Genomic DNA, 17,540 nt, shown 5'->3' with positions numbered 1-17,540 from the left:
TTTTGAATGCATAACGACAAAGATCTCTCCACGTGGCAAACGTTCCGCCGGCTCTGGCCGATGATTGCTCCTTTCAAAGCAGGCTTGATCGTGGCGGGCGTAGCGTTAATCCTCAACGCAGCCAGCGATACGTTTATGTTATCGCTTCTCAAACCGTTACTGGATGACGGTTTCGGTAAAACGGATCGTTCAGTGCTGCTATGGATGCCGCTGGTGGTTATTGGGCTGATGATCTTACGCGGAATCTCCAGCTATGTATCCAGCTACTGCATCTCCTGGGTATCCGGTAAAGTGGTGATGACCATGCGCCGTCGGTTATTCAGCCATATGATGGGGATGCCGGTCTCATTCTTTGACAAGCAGTCAACCGGTACCCTGCTGTCGCGTATTACCTACGATTCAGAGCAGGTTGCGTCGTCCTCTTCCAGCGCACTGATTACCGTTGTGCGTGAAGGCGCATCCATCATCGGCCTGTTCGCGATGATGTTCTATTACAGCTGGCAACTGTCGCTGATCCTTATTGTGCTGGCGCCGATTGTCTCCATCGCGATCCGCGTGGTATCAAAGCGTTTTCGCAACATCAGTAAAAATATGCAGAATACGATGGGGCAGGTGACTACCAGCGCCGAGCAGATGCTGAAAGGCCATAAGGAAGTGTTGATCTTCGGCGGTCAGGAAGTCGAAACCAAACGCTTTGACAAGGTCAGCAACAGAATGCGTCTGCAAGGGATGAAAATGGTATCGGCCTCGTCGATTTCCGATCCGATCATTCAGCTGATTGCCTCTCTGGCCCTGGCCTTCGTCCTGTATGCCGCAAGCTTCCCGAGCGTCATGGAAACCCTGACTGCGGGTACCATTACCGTGGTGTTCTCATCCATGATCGCGCTGATGCGTCCGCTGAAATCGCTGACTAACGTCAACGCCCAGTTCCAGCGCGGGATGGCAGCCTGTCAGACGCTGTTCAGCATCCTCGATTCCGAACAGGAAAAAGATGAAGGTACACGCGTGATCGAGCGCGCTAAAGGCGACCTGGAATTCCGTAACGTGACCTTTACCTATCCAGGCCGTGAAGTGCCGGCGCTGCGTGATATCAGCCTGTCCATCCCGGCGGGTAAAACCGTCGCGCTGGTCGGTCGTTCCGGTTCGGGCAAGTCGACCATTGCCAGCCTGATTACCCGTTTCTACGATATCGACCAGGGCGAGATCCTGCTTGATGGTCACGACCTGCGGGAATATACCCTCCAGTCGCTGCGTAACCAGGTCGCGCTGGTATCGCAGAACGTGCATCTGTTCAACGATACGGTGGCGAACAACATTGCGTATGCCCGTACCGAAGAGTACAGCCGTGAAGAGATCGAGAATGCGGCGCGTATGGCCTATGCGATGGACTTCATTAACAAAATGGATAACGGTCTGGATACGATCATTGGCGAAAACGGGGTGCTGCTCTCCGGTGGTCAGCGTCAGCGTATCGCGATTGCCCGTGCGCTGCTGCGCAACAGTCCGATTCTGATCCTCGATGAAGCAACGTCCGCACTGGATACGGAATCTGAACGCGCTATCCAGTCTGCTCTGGATGAATTACAGAAAAACCGTACCTCGCTGGTTATCGCGCACCGTCTGTCGACCATCGAACAGGCTGACGAAATCGTGGTGGTGGAAGATGGCGTGATCGTTGAACGCGGCAGCCATGCGGACCTGCTGGAACAGCGTGGTGTTTACGCGCAGCTTCATAAAATGCAGTTCGGTCAATGATTGCACGCATCTGGTCGGGTGAATCCCCTCTGTGGGTGCTGCTTCTCCCGCTCTCCTGGCTGTATGGCCTGGTGAGCGGTGCTATTCGTCTGCTTTACCGCCTTGGGATCAAGCGCGCCTGGCGCGCACCGGTACCGGTAGTGGTGGTCGGCAACCTGACGGCGGGTGGAAACGGCAAAACCCCGGTGGTGATCTGGCTGGTAGAGCAGCTCCAGAGGCGCGGTATCCGCCCGGGAGTTGTCTCACGCGGTTACGGTGGTAAAGCGGCGCAGTATCCACTGGTGCTGAGCCCAGCTACGACAACCGCTGAAGCCGGTGATGAGCCGGTACTGATTTACCAGCGTACAGGCGCGCCGGTTGCGGTATCGCCGGTGCGCAGTGATGCCGTGAAGGCACTGCTTGCGGAGCATGATGTACAAATCATCATTACCGATGATGGTTTGCAGCATTACGCGCTGGCGCGTGATAAAGAGATCGTGGTCATTGACGGTGTGCGGCGTTTTGGCAACGGCTGGTGGCTTCCAGCCGGTCCAATGCGCGAGCGTGCGTCGCGCCTGAAAACCGTCGATGCCGTGATTGTGAACGGTGGTGAAGCCAGAGCGGTCGAAATCCCAATGCTTCTTCGTCCCGGACAGGCCGTAAATATGCTGACCGGCGAGCGTAAAGATGTCGCGCAACTGGAACATCTGGTTGCGATGGCCGGTATAGGTCATCCGCCGCGTTTCTTCGCAACGCTGGAGCAGTGCGGCGCGCGGCTGGAAAAACGGGTGCCGCTGGCCGATCACCAGGCGTTAATTGCCGAAGAGGTTGAAAGGCTGGCAGCGCCGGGCCAGACGCTGATCATGACGGAAAAAGACGCGGTAAAATGCCGGGCCTTTGCGAAAGAAAACTGGTGGTATCTGCCGGTTGACGCTGAACTCAGCGGCGAACAGCCGGAACATTTGCTCAAGGAACTGCTCGCGTTAGTGCCGTAACTTCTACGCGGTTCCGGTGGCGCTTTGACTGACAGGAAAACGCATGTCTCTACCGCAACTCTCACTTGCAGCCGCACGAAACCTGCATCTTGCCGCCCAGGGGCTTCTGAAAAAGCCCCGCCGCCGCGCGCAGCCAGCTGATATCCTCTCTACCGTGCAACGCATGTCGTTGCTGCAAATCGACACCATTAACATCGTGGCGCGTAGCCCGTATCTGGTCCTGTTTAGCCGCCTGGGAAACTATCCTCCGCAGTGGCTGGATAATGCGCTGAGTCAGGGCGAACTGATGGAATACTGGGCGCATGAAGCCTGTTTTCTCCCGCGCAGCGATTTTGCACTGGTGCGTCACCGCATGCTCGCCCCGGACAAAATGGGCTGGAAATACCGCCAGGAGTGGATGGTGGAACACGCGGATGAAATAGAACAACTGATTGCCCATATTCAGAAAAACGGTCCGGTACGCTCCGCGGATTTTGAACACCCGCGAAAAGGCGCCAGCGGATGGTGGGAGTGGAAACCGCACAAACGCCATCTTGAAGGGCTGTTTACGTCGGGCAAAGTGATGGTGGTCGAGCGCCGCAACTTTCAGCGCGTCTATGACCTCACGCACCGCGTTATGCCTCACTGGGACGATACGCGTGACCTGCTGTCTCAGGAGGTAGCCGAAGCCATCATGCTCGGGAACAGCGCCCGCAGCCTTGGCATCTTCCGCCCGCAGTGGCTGGCGGATTATTATCGTCTGCGTCAGCCGCAGCTAAAACCACTGCTCGAAACGTGGCAGCGCGAACAGCGCGTTATGCCGGTCTCGGTAGAGTCGTTAGGTGAAATGTGGCTGCATGCGGATTTGTTCCCTCTGCTGGCGCAGGCGCAGGAGGGCAAACTCCAGGCGACCCACAGTGCCGTGCTGTCGCCGTTCGACCCCGTTGTCTGGGACAGAAAGCGGGCCGAACAGCTGTTTGATTTCAGCTACCGTCTGGAATGCTACACCCCGGCGCCCAGGCGTCAGTATGGTTATTTTGTTTTGCCGCTGCTGCACAAAGGACAGCTTGTCGGGCGCATGGACGCTAAAATGCACCGTAAAACCGGCATGCTTGAAATTATCGCGCTCTGGCTGGAAGAGGGCATAAAGGTGACGGCTGGCCTGGAAAAAGGGTTAACGACTGCGCTCAGTGAATTTGCGCGCTGGCAGGGGGCGCATGAAATTGTACTCGGTCGCGTGCCTGTGGAGCTGTTTGCGACCTGTCGAGATGGCTGGGAAACAGACACTCCCTGAAAAGGGAATGTGATAAGCTTTAGCGATTACCCATACGGAGGAACTATGGATCACCGTTTACTAGAAATTATTGCCTGCCCGGTGTGCAACGGCAAACTGTATTACAGCCAGGATAAACAAGAGCTGATTTGCAAACTGGACAGCCTGGCGTTCCCGCTGCGTGACGGTATTCCGGTCCTGCTGGAAAATGAAGCCCGTTCACTGGTGGCAGAAGAGATCAAACCATGAGTTTTGTTGTCATTATCCCTGCGCGTTATGCTTCAACGCGCCTGCCAGGTAAACCGCTGGTGGATATCAATGGCAAACCGATGATTGTGCATGTCCTTGAACGGGCACGCGAATCGGGCGCCGGACGTGTCATCGTCGCCACCGATCACCCGGATGTCGCGCGAGCGGTTGAGGCCGCGGGTGGGGAAGTGTGCATGACCCGTGCCGATCATCAGTCAGGCACCGAGCGCCTGGCGGAAGTCGTCGAAAAATGCGGTTTCAGCGACGAGACGGTGATTGTGAACGTGCAGGGCGATGAGCCGATGATCCCGGCGGCGATTATCCGTCAGGTGGCCGACAACCTGGCTCGGCGTCAGGTCGGGATGGCAACCCTCGCGGTGCCGATTCACCACGCTGAAGAGGCGTTCAATCCGAATGCGGTGAAAGTGGTCATGGACGCAGAGGGCTACGCGCTCTATTTCTCCCGCGCCACCATTCCGTGGGATCGCGATCGTTTCGCGCAATCGAAAGAGACAATCGGCGAAACCTTCCTGCGCCACATCGGTATTTACGGCTACCGCGCCGGCTTTATTCGTCGCTACGTCGCCTGGGCACCAAGCCCGCTGGAGCATATTGAAATGCTCGAACAGCTTCGCGTGCTGTGGTACGGCGAGAAAATTCACGTTGCGGTTGCCCAGGAAATCCCCGGCACCGGCGTGGATACCCCTGAAGATCTCGAGCGCGTACGCGTCGAAATGCGTTAATTCGCTGGCATCCCCTCGTCTGGGGGGGATGCTCTCCCGCCAGGCGATTTTCCTTTTCTTTTTCATTATTGATCTCTACCGGGTGACATCCGGGTTTCGCGCGCTCATTATAAAAGCAGTAGTCTTAATGGGGGTAATCTCATATGGAACAGCTGCGTGCTGAACTCAGCCATCTCCTTGGCGAAAAGCTAAGCCGGGTGGAATGCGTGAATGAAAAGGCCGATACCGCACTCTGGTCGTTGTATGACAGTCAGGGAAACCCCATGCCGCTGATGGCCAGAAGTTTTACCTCGCCGGGCGTCGCCAGACAGCTGGCCTGGAAAATGTCAATGCTTGCGCGGGAAGGGACTGTCCGTATGCCGACGGTCTACGGCGTGATGACCCATGAGGAGCATCCCGGCCCGGATGTTCTGCTTATCGAGCGTTTACGCGGGGTTTCTGTTGAAGCCCCGACGCGTACACCGGAGCGCTGGGAACAGCTGAAAGATCAGATTGTCGAGGCTCTGCTTGCCTGGCATCGGCAGGACAGCCGGGGTCTTGTTGGCGCGGTAGACAGCACCCAGGAAAACCTGTGGCCGCTGTGGTATCGCCAGCGTGTCGAAGTGCTGTGGGGCACGCTGAACCAGTTCAACAACACCGGCTTAACGATGCAGGACAAACGTATTCTGTTCCGCACCCGGGAATGTCTGCCGACGCTGTTTGAGGGTTTTAACGACAACTGCGTGCTGGTTCACGGCAACTTCACGCTACGCAGTATGCTTAAAGACTCGCGCAGCGACCAACTGCTGGCGATGGTCGGGCCGGGGATCATGCTCTGGGCGCCGCGCGAGTACGAACTGTTCAGGCTGAGCGAGGGCGGGGCGGCGGAAGATTTGCTCTGGCACTATCTCCAGCGCGCCCCTGTTGCGGAGGCCTTTCTCTGGCGACGCTGGCTCTATCTTCTCTGGGATGAGGTGGCGCAACTGGTCAACACCGGGCGCTTTAATCGCGCCAGTTTCGATCTGGCCGCAAAATCACTCCTGCCCTGGCTTGCCTGACGAACCCTTAAGCCACTGCCACAGACGGCCAAGCGTCTCGTAGCCGACGCGGTCGCTGTGCATCAGCCATACCGGGGACGGGATTATCCGTTCCCACGGATTGAGCGGGGCGTCAATAGCCATCTGGTTTGCCGGAGCAGGAAGCGGATGCAGGCCCTGCTTCTCAAAGAAAATCATTGCGCGCGGCAGGTGTGAAGCAGAGGTCACCAGCAGGAACGGTACATCACCGATGGCCTGTTTCACCGCCGCCGCCTCTTCTTCGGTATCTTTTGGGCTATCCAGCGTGATGATGGCGGAACGCGGTACGCCAAGCGATTCAGCCACTCTTGCTCCTGCTTCAGCGGTACTGACCGGGTTGGTTTTTGCCGCTGCGCCCGTGAAGATCATCTTCGATCCAGGATTGGCCAGCCACAGGCGAATCCCCTCGTTCAGGCGCGGCAGGCTGTTGTTGATCAGGTTCGAGCTGGGCGCCCAGTTCGGATCCCAGGTATACCCGCCGCCCAGCACCACGATATAGCCCACCTTCTGATTTCCCTGCCACGTCGGGTAGGTGTTTTCAATCGGACGTAATAAACCGTCAGCGACCGGTTGCAGGCTGAGTAACAGCAGCGCCAGCCAGCCCACGGTAACGAGGGATTTACCGCTTTTCTGAAAGCGGCTAAACCATATCATTGCCAGCCCCAGCGCGATGAGAAGCAACAGCAGGGGAAGGGGAAGCATCATGCCTCCGATATATTTTTTTAGGGTAAAAAGCATCCTTTTTGGTTCCTTTTTTAACCATACAGCAGGCGATTGTCGGTGATATTACACCAGAGTGGTTCATTCTCCGCGCGGGTGTGACAAAATAGCGGTTTTGCAGTGAGTGGAACCCTCCCAATGCGGGATCGCAATTTTGATGACATCGCGGAAAAGTTTTCGCGCAACATTTATGGCACCACCAAAGGTCAGCTTCGTCAGACGATCCTCTGGCAGGATCTGGACAAGCTGCTGGCTGAATTCGGTGACCGACCGTTGCGCGTGCTGGATGCCGGCGGTGGGGAAGGTCAGACTGCAATTCTGATGGCGCAGCGGGGACATCACGTCACGCTTTGCGATCTTTCTGCCGAGATGGTTGCGCGCGCCGGGCGAGCGGCAGAAGAGAAAGGTGTGAGCGACAACATGCATTTTATACATTGCGCCGCTCAGGACATTCCGCAGCATTTGGAAACGCAGGTTGATCTGATATTGTTTCATGCTGTGCTCGAATGGATCGCCGAACCCCAGGCGATGTTAAAAACGCTGTGGTCGATGTTGCGCCCGGGCGGTGCGTTATCGCTGATGTTTTACAATGCCAACGGCCTGCTAATGCGAAACGTGCTGGTCGGCAATTTTGGCTACGTACAGCAGGGCATGTATAAAAAGAAACGACGCACGCTTTCACCGGATTTCCCCCGTGAACCGCAGCAGGTTTATGGCTGGCTGGAGGAGATCGGTTGGGAAATTACCGGCAAAACCGGCGTGAGGGTGTTTCATGATTATCTGCGTGATAAACAAAAACAGGACGACTGTTTAGACGCCTTAACAGAAATAGAGACGCGGTACTGCCGCCAGGAGCCTTATCTGAGCCTTGGCCGCTATATACACGTCACCGCGCGCAAGCCGCAGATGCAAGGATAATCTATGAGTGAATTTTCCCAGACAGTCCCCGAACTGGTTGCCTGGGCCAGGAAAAACGATTTCTCCATCTCGCTGCCGGTAGACAGACTCTCATTCCTGCTGGCGGTTGCGACGCTAAACGGCGAACGCCTGGATGGCGAAATGAGTGAAGGCGAACTGGTGGATGCGTTCCGCCACGTCAGTGATGCGTTTGAGCAAACCAGCGAAACCATTAGCGTGCGTGCCAACAACGCAATCAATGATATGGTGCGTCAACGTCTGCTGAACCGCTTTACCAGCGAGCAGGCGGAAGGAAACGCCATCTATCGTCTTACGCCACTGGGCATTGGCATTACCGACTATTACATCCGCCAGCGCGAATTTTCCACGCTGCGTCTCTCCATGCAGCTCTCTATTGTTGCAGGTGAGCTGAAGCGTGCCGCCGACGCGGCTGATGAAAACGGTGACGAATTCCACTGGCATCGCAACGTTTACGCGCCGCTGAAATACTCGGTCGCCGAGATTTTCGACAGTATCGATCTGACTCAACGTCTGATGGACGAACAGCAGCAGCAGGTGAAAGACGATATCGCTCAACTGCTTAATAAAGACTGGCGTGCGGCTATCTCCAGCTGTGAACTCTTGCTGTCAGAAACGTCCGGTACGCTGCGTGAGTTGCAGGATACGCTGGAGGCGGCGGGGGATAAGCTACAGGCCAATCTGCTGCGCATCCAGGACGCGACAATGGCGCACGACGATCTGCATTTTATCGACCGTCTGGTGTTTGATTTGCAGAGCAAGCTTGACCGCATTATCAGCTGGGGCCAGCAGTCAATCGACCTGTGGATCGGTTACGACCGCCACGTGCATAAATTTATCCGTACCGCCATCGATATGGATAAGAATCGCGTCTTTGCTCAACGTCTGCGCCAGTCGGTACAGACCTATTTCGATGCGCCGTGGGCGCTGACCCACGCCAACGCCGATCGTCTGCTGGATATGCGCGACGAAGAGATGGCGCTGCGCGATGAAGAGGTCACCGGTGAACTGCCGCCGGATCTGGAATACGAAGAATTTAACGAAATTCGCGAGCAGCTTGCGGCGATGATCGAAGAACAGCTCGCTGTCTACAAAACCAGACAAGCACCGCTGGATCTTGGCCTCGTGGTACGCGACTATCTGGCGCAGTATCCGCGCGCGCGCCACTTCGATGTTGCCCGCATTGTTGTAGACCAGGCGGTGCGCCTGGGCATCGCACAAGCCGATTTCACCGGACTGCCGCCGAAGTGGCAGCCGATTAACGATTACGGAGCCAAGGTACAGGCGCATGTCATTGACAAATATTGAACAAGTGATGCCAGTTAAGCTGGCACAGGCGCTGGCGAATCCGTTGTTTCCGGCGCTGGACAGCCAGCTGCGTGCCGGTCGTCACATTGGCCTTGACGAGCTGGATAATCACGCCTTTTTGATGGACTTTCAGGAGTACCTGGAAGAGTTTTACGCTCGCTATAACGTTGAGCTGATCCGCGCGCCGGAAGGGTTTTTCTACCTGCGTCCGCGCTCTACCACGCTTATTCCGCGCTCGGTGCTTTCCGAACTGGATATGATGGTCGGCAAAATTCTCTGCTACCTCTATCTCAGCCCGGAACGTCTGGCGAATGAAGGGATCTTCACCCAGCAGGAGCTTTACGATGAGCTGCTGTCGCTGGCGGATGAAAGCAAGCTGCTCAAGCTGGTGAATAACCGCTCAACGGGGTCCGATCTGGACCGTCAGAAATTACAGGAAAAAGTTCGCTCATCCCTTAACCGTCTACGCCGTCTGGGAATGGTCTGGTTCATGGGTCACGACAGCAGCAAGTTCCGCATCACCGAATCGGTCTTCCGTTTTGGCGCCGACGTGCGTGCGGGTGATGATGCGCGTGAAGCGCAGCTGCGCATGATACGTGACGGTGAAGCGATGCCGGTGGAAAACCATTTGCAGCTCAATGACGAGCACGAAGAGAATCAGCCGGATAGCGGGGAGGAAGAGTAATGATTGAACGCGGTAAATTTCGCTCACTGACGCTGATTAACTGGAACGGCTTCTTTGCCCGAACCTTCGATCTGGATGAGCTGGTGACAACGCTCTCCGGCGGTAACGGGGCGGGTAAATCCACCACCATGGCGGCCTTCGTGACGGCGCTGATACCTGACCTGACCCTGCTGCACTTCCGTAACACCACTGAAGCGGGCGCCACGAGCGGCTCTCGTGATAAAGGTCTGCACGGTAAGCTGAAAGCGGGCGTTTGTTATTCAGTGCTGGACGTGATCAACTCCCGCCATCAGCGCGTGGTTGTAGGCGTGCGTCTGCAACAGGTTGCCGGCCGCGATCGTAAAGTAGATATCAAACCGTTTGCGATCCAGGGGCTGCCTACCTCCGTACAGCCAACCGCGCTGCTGACGGAAACCCTGAATGAACGTCAGGCGCGCGTCCTGACGCTCCAGGAGCTGAAAGACAAGCTGGAAGCTATCGAAGGCGTGCAGTTTAAGCAGTTTAATTCCATTACCGACTACCACTCTCTGATGTTCGATCTCGGCGTGGTAGCCCGTCGTCTGCGCAGCGCGTCAGATCGTAGTAAATACTACCGTCTGATTGAAGCCTCCCTGTACGGCGGTATCTCCAGCGCCATTACCCGCTCCCTGCGCGACTACCTGTTGCCGGAAAACAGCGGCGTGCGTAAGGCCTTCCAGGATATGGAAGCCGCGCTGCGTGAAAACCGCATGACGCTGGAAGCGATTCGCGTTACGCAGTCTGACCGGGACCTGTTTAAGCACCTGATCAGCGAAGCCACCAACTACGTGGCGGCGGACTATATGCGCCACGCCAACGAGCGCCGTATTCATCTCGATCAGGCGCTGGAGTATCGCCGCGAGCTGTTTACCTCCCGCAAACAGCTGGTGGCCGAGCAGTATAAGCATGTCGAAATGGCGCGCGAACTGGGCGAGCACAATGGTGCGGAAGGGGATCTGGAAGCCGATTACCAGGCGGCCAGCGATCATCTGAATCTGGTGCAGACCGCGCTGCGTCAGCAGGAAAAAATCGAGCGCTACGAAGCCGATCTTGATGAGCTGCAAATTCGTCTTGAAGAGCAAAATGAAGTGGTGGCCGAAGCTGCCGAATTGCAGGAAGAGAACGAAGCCCGCGCGGAAGCCGCCGAGCTGGAAGTGGATGAGCTGAAAAGCCAGCTCGCTGACTACCAACAGGCGCTGGACGTGCAGCAGACGCGTGCGATTCAGTACAACCAGGCGTTGCAGGCGTTGCAGCGTGCCAAAGAGCTGTGCCATCTGCCGGACCTGACCCCGGAAAGCGCTGACGAATGGCTGGATACCTTCCAGGCCAAAGAGCAGGAAGCTACTGAGAAACTGCTTTCTCTCGATCAGAAAATGAGCGTGGCGCAAACGGCGCATAGCCAGTTTGAGCAGGCGTACCAGCTGGTGGTGGCGATTAACGGTCCGCTGGCGCGTAACGAAGCGTGGGACGTTGCCCGTGAGCTGCTGCGCGACGGCGTCAATCAACGCCATCTGGCCGAACAGGTGCAGCCGCTGCGCATGCGCCTGAACGAGCTGGAACAGCGTCTGCGTGAACAGCAGGAAGCCGAGCGTCTGCTGGCGGAATTCTGCAAGCGTCAGGGTAAAAATTACGATTTCGACGAGCTTGAGGCCCTGCATCAGGAACTGGAAGCGCGTATTGCGGCCCTGTCCGATACCGTATCGAATGCCAGCGAACAGCGCATGACGCTGCGTCAGGAGCTGGAACAGCTTCAGTCCCGTTCGAAGACGCTCTTACAGCGTGCGCCGATCTGGCTGGCTGCACAAAGCAGCCTGAACCAGCTCAGCGAACAGTGTGGCCAGGAATTTGCCTCCAGCCAGGACGTCACCGAATACATGCAACAGCTGCTGGAGCGTGAGCGTGAAGCGATTGTTGAGCGTGACGAAGTGGGCGTGCGCAAGCGTGACGTCGATGAAGAAATCGAGCGTTTAAGCCAGCCTGGCGGCTCAGAAGATCCGCGTCTGAATGCCTTAGCCGAGCGTTTCGGCGGCGTGCTGTTGTCTGAAATTTACGACGATGTTGGTCTGGACGATGCGCCGTACTTCTCCGCGCTGTACGGTCCATCCCGTAACGCGATTGTGGTGCCGGATCTGTCGCTGATTTCTGACCAGCTTGCAGGGCTGGAAGACTGCCCGGAAGATCTCTACCTCATCGAAGGAGATCCGCAGTCGTTTGATGACAGCGTATTCAGCGTTGACGAGCTGGAAAAAGCGGTGGTGGTGAAAATCGCCGATCGCCAGTGGCGCTATTCGCGCTTCCCGGAACTGCCGCTGTTTGGCCGCGCCGCGCGTGAAAGCCGCATTGAAAGCCTGCATGCCGAGCGCGAAACGCTTTCTGAACGTTTTGCGACCCTGTCGTTTGATGTACAAAAAACGCAGCGTCTGCATCAGGCGTTCAGCCGCTTTATCGGCAGCCATCTGGGCGTGGCCTTTGAGCCCGATCCGGAAGCCGAAATTCGCAAGCTCAACACCCGCCGCGGTGAGCTGGAGCGTGCGCTGGCTAGCCATGAAAATGACAACCAGCAGAGCCGCGTCCAGTTCGAGCAGGCGAAAGAGGGCGTTGCGGCGCTTAACCGCATTCTGCCACGCCTGAACCTGCTGGCGGACGATACGCTCGCCGACCGCGTGGATGAAATTCAGGAACGACTGGACGAGGCGCAGGAAGCCGCGCGCTTTGTGCAGCAGCACGGCAATCAGCTGGCGAAGCTGGAGCCGATGGTTTCCGTTCTCCAGAGCGACCCGGAACAGTTTGAACAGTTAAAAGAGGATTACGCCTGGTCACAGCAGGTGCAGCGCGAAGCGCGTCAGCAGGCGTTTGCCCTGACGGAAGTGGTGCAACGTCGCGCGCACTTCGGCTACTCCGATTCAGCAGAAATGCTGAGCGGGAACAGCGATCTTAATGAAAAGCTGCGCCAGCGCCTTGAGCAGGCGGAAGCGGAACGTACGCGCGCGCGCGAAGCGATGCGTACTCACGCCGCACAGCTGAGCCAGTACAGTCAGGTGATGGCGTCGTTGAAAAGCTCCTTCGACACCAAGAAAGAGCTGTTAAACGACCTGCATAAAGAGTTGCAGGACATTGGCGTGCGCGCCGACAGCGGTGCAGAAGAGCGGGCACGTATTCGCCGCGATGAGCTGCATGCTCAGCTCAGCAACAACCGTGCGCGTCGTAATCAGCTGGAAAAAGCGCTGACCTTCTGTGAAGCGGAGATGGACAACCTGACGCGTCGCCTGCGCAAGCTGGAACGTGACTATCACGAGATGCGCGAGCAGGTTGTGACCGCGAAGGCGGGCTGGTGCGCGGTGATGCGCATGGTGAAAGACAACAACGTGGAGCGTCGTCTGCACCGCCGCGAGCTGGCGTATCTGTCGGCCGATGAACTGCGTTCTATGTCGGATAAGGCGCTGGGCGCGCTGCGTCTGGCGGTGGCGGATAACGAACACCTGCGCGACGTGCTGCGCATGTCCGAAGATCCGAAGCGTCCTGAACGCAAAATCCAGTTCTTCGTGGCGGTGTATCAGCACTTGCGCGAGCGTATCCGTCAGGACATCATCCGTACCGACGATCCGGTTGAAGCGATCGAACAGATGGAGATCGAGCTGGGCCGTCTGACGGAAGAGCTGACCTCCCGCGAGCAAAAGCTGGCAATCAGCTCCCGCAGCGTGGCGAATATTATTCGTAAAACCATTCAGCGCGAGCAGAACCGTATCCGTCAGCTGAACCAGGGCCTGCAAAGCGTGTCGTTTGGCCAGGTCAACAGCGTGAGGCTGAACGTGAACGTGCGTGAGGCGCACTCCACGCTGCTGGACGTGTTGTCTGAACAGCATGAGCAGCACCAGGATCTGTTCAACAGTAACCGCCTGACCTTCTCCGAAGCGCTGGCGAAGCTGTATCAGCGTCTGAATCCGCAGATTGACATGGGCCAGCGTACGCCGCAAACCATCGGCGAGGAGCTGCTGGACTACCGCAACTATCTGGAAATGGAAGTTGAGGTTAACCGTGGCTCAGACGGCTGGCTGCGCGCGGAATCCGGTGCGCTCTCTACCGGTGAAGCCATCGGTACCGGTATGTCGATTCTGGTGATGGTGGTGCAGAGCTGGGAAGATGAAGCGCGTCGTCTGCGCGGCAAAGACATCTCTCCATGTCGTCTGCTGTTCCTCGATGAAGCCGCGCGTCTCGACGCCCGCTCCATCGCCACGCTGTTTGAGCTTTGCGAGCGACTCGATATGCAGCTCATCATCGCGGCGCCGGAAAACATCAGTCCGGAAAAAGGGACAACCTATAAGCTGGTGCGTAAGGTGTTCCAGAACAGTGAACACGTGCACGTCGTGGGCCTGCGTGGTTTCGCCCCGCAGCCACCGGAGTCATTACCGGGCACGGCTGACGCCTCTTAACCTGGGGTGCGACAAATAGCGGCGCTCATGCGCCGCTTTTTTTATTCACTTAACTTGTGTTCAGGGCTGCGTTATCTTTAAACTTCTTTACATAAGGCAAGGCAGCAGCGTGTATGCCTTTCTATACTGAAGGAAAGCTCCAGAATACTGGGCATGTCGTGAAAAACAGGGGGCAAGGGATGTTGCTTAAGAAGAATCGTGGTCGTCAGCTGTCTGCGCTGAGTTTGTGCCTGACAGTGATGTTTGCTCCACTGTTTACCGCTCAGGCCGATGAGCCTGAAATTGTACCGACTGACAGCTCCGCGACGATGGGCGCGCAGCCGACGTCGCTGTCACAACCGCTGGATCAGTCTCCGGCGACGGCCATCATGGCCGGCATTAAACCACTGCCGGAAGGCATCGATACTGGATCATTACGTCAGCAGCTTATGACCGGGCTGCCCTCGGGCTATACTCCCGCTTATATTAACCAGCTCACGCTGCTTTACGCTGCGCGCGATATGAAACCGATGTGGGAAAATCGCGAGGCGGTACGTGCCTTCCAGCAGCAGCTGGCTGAAGTGGCGATTGCAGGTTTTCAGCCGCAGTTCACGACCTGGGTTGAACTCCTGACCGATCCTGCCGTGACCGGACAAGCGCGTGACGTGGTGCTGTCTGATGCCATGATGGGCTACTTACAATTTGTTGCGGGGATTTCGGTGAACGGCAACCGCTGGTTATACAGCAGTAAGCCGTACAAGCTGGCGACGCCTGCGCTGTCCGTCATTAACCAGTGGCAGCTGTCGCTGGATAACGGCGAACTGCCGCGCTTTATCGCAAGCCTTGCGCCTGCCCATCCGCAGTATGCCACGATGCATCAGTCGCTTCTTGAGCTGGTTGCGGATTCCCGCCCGTGGCCTCAGCTGCGCGGCACCACAACGCTGCGTCCGGGGCAGTGGAGTAGCGATGTGCCTGCGATCCGCGAAATTATGAAACGCTCCGGCATTCTCGACAGCGGCCCTAAAATTGCGCTGCCCGGTGACGAGACGCAAAATGCGGTCGTCAGCCCGTCGGCGCCGGTAAAAGAGAAAACCGCCGTTGCGTTGAGCAATAAGCCCGCCGCTTACGATCGCGAGCTGGTCGCCGCAGTGAAGCAGTTCCAGGCCGCGCAGGGGCTGGGCGCTGACGGCGTGATTGGTCCATCTACTCGCGACTGGCTGAACGTCTCTCCGGCCCAGCGGGCTGGAGTGCTGGCGTTGAATATCCAGCGCTTGCGCTTGCTGCCGGGCACGTTATCCACCGGCATTATGGTCAACATTCCGGCGTACTCCCTGGTCTACTATCAGGACGGTAGTGAAGTGCTGGCGTCCCGCGTGATTGTCGGCCGACCTGACCGTAAAACGCCAATGATGAGCAGCGCGCTGAATAACGTGGTGGTTAACCCGCCGTGGAACGTGCCGCCGACGCTGGCGCGCAAAGATATTCTGCCTAAGGTCTGGAATGACCCGGGTTATCTGGAGCGACATAACTATACGGTGATGCGTGGCTGGAACAGCAAAGAAGCGATTGACCCCTGGATGGTGGACTGGTCAACGATTACGCCTTCGAACCTGCCGTTCCGTTTCCAGCAAGCACCGGGCGCACATAACTCGCTGGGACGTTACAAATTCAATATGCCAAGTTCGGACGCAATCTATCTGCATGATACCCCGAACCATAATTTGTTCCAGAAAGACGCACGCGCGCTCAGCTCGGGCTGTGTCCGCGTGAACAAGGCCTCTGAGCTGGCAAATATGCTGTTGCAGGATGCAGGCTGGAACGATACGCGGATATCAGATGCGCTGAAGCAGGGAGATACGCGTTACGTCAATATCCGCCACAATATTCCGGTCAATCTTTACTATCTGACGGCGTTTGTAGGGGCAGACGGACGTACCCAGTATCGTACAGATATTTACAATTATGATCTGACAGCGCGATCCGGCGCACAAATTTTGCCAAAAGCGGAACAATTAATCAGGTAAATGAAGTAGTTCGGTAAAAATGGTTGTCGTAAGTTATGGTGAATATGAGGCGATCTGGCTGCAAGCCGCGTATTTACTGGGGTTGGGCGCCTTGACGTAACAGGTTTTGCCAGTTATGGTGCCCTTCGTGCGCTAAGCATATTGACAATTTCTTTTACCTGTAGACCTGATTATCATGGACAAATTTGACGCTAATCGCCGCAAATTGCTGGCGTTAGGTGGCGTTGCGCTGGGCGCAGCAGCCATCCTTCCGACGCCAGCATTTGCCACCCTCTCGACACCTCGTCCGCGTATTTTAACGCTCAACAATCTGCATACTGGTGAGACGCTTAAAGCGGAATTTTTCGATGGCAGAGGCTATATTCAGGATGAATTAGCAAGACTCAACCATTTTTTCCGTGATTTCCGCGCGAATAAAATCAAAGCCATCGACCCTGGATTATTCGATCAGCTTTACCGCTTGCAGGGACTGCTAGGGACCAAAAGGCCGGTGCAGCTCATCTCTGGCTATCGCTCTCTGGATACCAACAATGAACTGCGTGCTCACAGCCGTGGGGTAGCGAAAAAAAGCTATCACACCAAAGGGCAGGCGATGGATTTCCATATTGAGGGCGTTTCGTTAGCCAATATTCGCAAAGCGGCGTTATCTATGCGCGCAGGTGGTGTAGGATACTACCCACGTAGCAACTTTGTGCATATTGATACCGGGCCGGTTCGGCACTGGTAATAACGAAACACAGGAGCAGTATGAACTATCGTATTATTCCGGTTACCGCGTTCTCACAGAACTGTTCATTGATCTGGTGTGAACAAACTAAACTGGCCGCGCTTGTTGATCCCGGTGGCGACGCTGAGACAATCAAGCAGGAAGTCGCTGCCAGCGGTGTAACGCTGATGCAGATTTTACTCACCCATGGCCATCTCGACCATGTGGGTGCAGCGGCTGAACTGGCTGAATACTACGGTGTGCCGATTATCGGCCCGGAAAAAGAAGATGAGTTCTGGCTACAGGGATTACCTGCTCAAAGCCGTATGTTTGGCCTGGAAGACTGTCAGCCACTGACACCGGACCGCTGGCTGAACGAAGACGATCGCGTTAACGTAGGGAATGTAACTTTACAGGTGTTGCATTGCCCCGGACATACGCCCGGCCATATTGTCTTCTTTGATGACGTGTCGCGTCTGCTGATTTCCGGTGACGTGATTTTCAAAGGGGGCGTAGGACGCAGTGATTTCCCACGCGGCGATCACGGTCAGCTGATTCAGTCGATTAAGCAGAAGTTATTACCGTTAGGTGATGATGTGACGTTTATCCCTGGACACGGACCAATGTCAACGCTGGGGGATGAGCGGTTGCATAACCCGTTCCTTCAGGATGAAATGCCTGTCTGGTAAACCCGGTAAAATAAAAA

General features: G+C 56.4%; 14 protein-coding genes. 13 read left to right on the top strand and 1 reads right to left on the bottom strand.

Annotated elements, in window-relative coordinates; genetic code table 11:
* Positions 1–6 precede the first annotated feature (6 nt).
* From msbA to CU081_RS20120, 6 genes are all read left to right on the top strand, one after another.
* Complete coding sequence (msbA, locus tag CU081_RS20145) at positions 7–1,755, top strand: lipid A ABC transporter ATP-binding protein/permease MsbA (RefSeq protein ID WP_003858227.1); 1,749 nt, start codon at positions 7–9, stop codon at positions 1,753–1,755.
* Positions 1,752–2,729: a tetraacyldisaccharide 4'-kinase gene (gene lpxK, locus CU081_RS20140; RefSeq protein WP_022650725.1), complete on the top strand. Its 978-nt coding sequence runs from the start codon at positions 1,752–1,754 to the stop codon at positions 2,727–2,729. Before msbA ends, lpxK begins: the two co-directional genes overlap by 4 nt.
* Before the next feature lie 43 nt (positions 2,730–2,772).
* Positions 2,773–4,002 (top strand): winged helix-turn-helix domain-containing protein, encoded by a 1,230-nt coding sequence (locus CU081_RS20135; protein WP_022650726.1) that lies wholly within the window; start codon positions 2,773–2,775, stop codon positions 4,000–4,002.
* Positions 4,003–4,047: 45 nt separating this feature from the next.
* Positions 4,048–4,230 (top strand): protein YcaR, encoded by a 183-nt coding sequence (gene ycaR, locus CU081_RS20130; protein ID WP_003858220.1) that lies wholly within the window; start codon positions 4,048–4,050, stop codon positions 4,228–4,230.
* Positions 4,227–4,973: a 3-deoxy-manno-octulosonate cytidylyltransferase gene (kdsB, locus tag CU081_RS20125; RefSeq protein ID WP_003858218.1), complete on the top strand. Its 747-nt coding sequence runs from the start codon at positions 4,227–4,229 to the stop codon at positions 4,971–4,973. Before ycaR ends, kdsB begins: the two co-directional genes overlap by 4 nt.
* A 143-nt stretch (positions 4,974–5,116) precedes the next feature.
* Entirely contained in the window at positions 5,117–6,010 is an 894-nt protein-coding gene (locus CU081_RS20120; RefSeq protein ID WP_003858216.1) for a YcbJ family phosphotransferase, read from the top strand.
* On the opposite strand, the gene elyC is transcribed toward CU081_RS20120, so the two are convergent.
* Complete coding sequence (elyC, locus tag CU081_RS20115; RefSeq protein ID WP_003858214.1) at positions 5,987–6,766, bottom strand: envelope biogenesis factor ElyC; 780 nt, start codon at positions 6,764–6,766, stop codon at positions 5,987–5,989. The genes CU081_RS20120 and elyC overlap by 24 nt on opposite strands.
* A gap of 120 nt (positions 6,767–6,886) precedes the next feature.
* Between elyC and cmoM the strand changes: the two genes are divergently transcribed.
* From cmoM to CU081_RS20075, 7 genes are all read left to right on the top strand, one after another.
* Positions 6,887–7,666 carry a tRNA uridine 5-oxyacetic acid(34) methyltransferase CmoM gene (cmoM, locus tag CU081_RS20105; protein WP_003858212.1) on the top strand — a complete coding sequence of 260 codons (780 nt, stop codon included), beginning with the start codon at positions 6,887–6,889 and terminating at the stop codon, positions 7,664–7,666.
* Between the two features lie 3 nt (positions 7,667–7,669).
* Entirely contained in the window at positions 7,670–8,992 is a 1,323-nt protein-coding gene (gene mukF / locus CU081_RS20100; protein WP_003858210.1) for a chromosome partition protein MukF, read from the top strand.
* On the top strand, positions 8,973–9,677 hold the full coding sequence (gene mukE / locus CU081_RS20095) for a chromosome partition protein MukE (protein ID WP_003858208.1): 705 nt from the start codon (positions 8,973–8,975) through the stop codon (positions 9,675–9,677). Before mukF ends, mukE begins: the two co-directional genes overlap by 20 nt.
* On the top strand, positions 9,677–14,125 hold the full coding sequence (mukB, locus tag CU081_RS20090; RefSeq protein WP_022650727.1) for a chromosome partition protein MukB: 4,449 nt from the start codon (positions 9,677–9,679) through the stop codon (positions 14,123–14,125). The genes mukE and mukB overlap by 1 nt, the downstream gene beginning before the upstream one ends.
* Positions 14,126–14,304: 179 nt before the next feature.
* Positions 14,305–16,128 (top strand): L,D-transpeptidase, encoded by a 1,824-nt coding sequence (gene ldtD, locus CU081_RS20085; protein ID WP_003858203.1) that lies wholly within the window; start codon positions 14,305–14,307, stop codon positions 16,126–16,128.
* Between the two features lie 175 nt (positions 16,129–16,303).
* Positions 16,304–16,855 (top strand): YcbK family protein, encoded by a 552-nt coding sequence (locus CU081_RS20080; RefSeq protein ID WP_003858202.1) that lies wholly within the window; start codon positions 16,304–16,306, stop codon positions 16,853–16,855.
* A gap of 20 nt (positions 16,856–16,875) precedes the next feature.
* The gene (locus tag CU081_RS20075; RefSeq protein ID WP_022650729.1) at positions 16,876–17,523 is read left to right on the top strand and encodes an MBL fold metallo-hydrolase; all 648 of its coding nucleotides are present in this window, start codon (positions 16,876–16,878) and stop codon (positions 17,521–17,523) included.
* The last annotated feature ends 17 nt before the right edge of the window (positions 17,524–17,540 follow it).

It is taken from the genome of Enterobacter sp. CRENT-193, assembly GCF_002787395.1.
GTDB classification, from domain to species: domain Bacteria; phylum Pseudomonadota; class Gammaproteobacteria; order Enterobacterales; family Enterobacteriaceae; genus Enterobacter; species Enterobacter hormaechei_C.
This window is presented reverse-complemented; position numbering and strand designations above follow the sequence as displayed.

Bases quoted from the DNA above. Each gene is read 5' to 3' on its own strand.
- msbA (WP_003858227.1), top strand. From the start codon at position 7: ATGCATAACGACAAAGATCTCTCCACGTGGCAAACGTTCCGCCGGCTC.
- lpxK (WP_022650725.1), top strand. From the start codon at position 1,752: ATGATTGCACGCATCTGGTCGGGTGAATCCCCTCTGTGGGTGCTGCTT.
- CU081_RS20135 (WP_022650726.1), top strand. From the start codon at position 2,773: ATGTCTCTACCGCAACTCTCACTTGCAGCCGCACGAAACCTGCATCTT.
- ycaR (WP_003858220.1), top strand. From the start codon at position 4,048: ATGGATCACCGTTTACTAGAAATTATTGCCTGCCCGGTGTGCAACGGC.
- kdsB (WP_003858218.1), top strand. From the start codon at position 4,227: ATGAGTTTTGTTGTCATTATCCCTGCGCGTTATGCTTCAACGCGCCTG.
- CU081_RS20120 (WP_003858216.1), top strand. From the start codon at position 5,117: ATGGAACAGCTGCGTGCTGAACTCAGCCATCTCCTTGGCGAAAAGCTA.
- elyC (WP_003858214.1), bottom strand. From the start codon at position 6,766: ATGCTTTTTACCCTAAAAAAATATATCGGAGGCATGATGCTTCCCCTT.
- cmoM (WP_003858212.1), top strand. From the start codon at position 6,887: ATGCGGGATCGCAATTTTGATGACATCGCGGAAAAGTTTTCGCGCAAC.
- mukF (WP_003858210.1), top strand. From the start codon at position 7,670: ATGAGTGAATTTTCCCAGACAGTCCCCGAACTGGTTGCCTGGGCCAGG.
- mukE (WP_003858208.1), top strand. From the start codon at position 8,973: ATGTCATTGACAAATATTGAACAAGTGATGCCAGTTAAGCTGGCACAG.
- mukB (WP_022650727.1), top strand. From the start codon at position 9,677: ATGATTGAACGCGGTAAATTTCGCTCACTGACGCTGATTAACTGGAAC.
- ldtD (WP_003858203.1), top strand. From the start codon at position 14,305: ATGTTGCTTAAGAAGAATCGTGGTCGTCAGCTGTCTGCGCTGAGTTTG.
- CU081_RS20080 (WP_003858202.1), top strand. From the start codon at position 16,304: ATGGACAAATTTGACGCTAATCGCCGCAAATTGCTGGCGTTAGGTGGC.
- CU081_RS20075 (WP_022650729.1), top strand. From the start codon at position 16,876: ATGAACTATCGTATTATTCCGGTTACCGCGTTCTCACAGAACTGTTCA.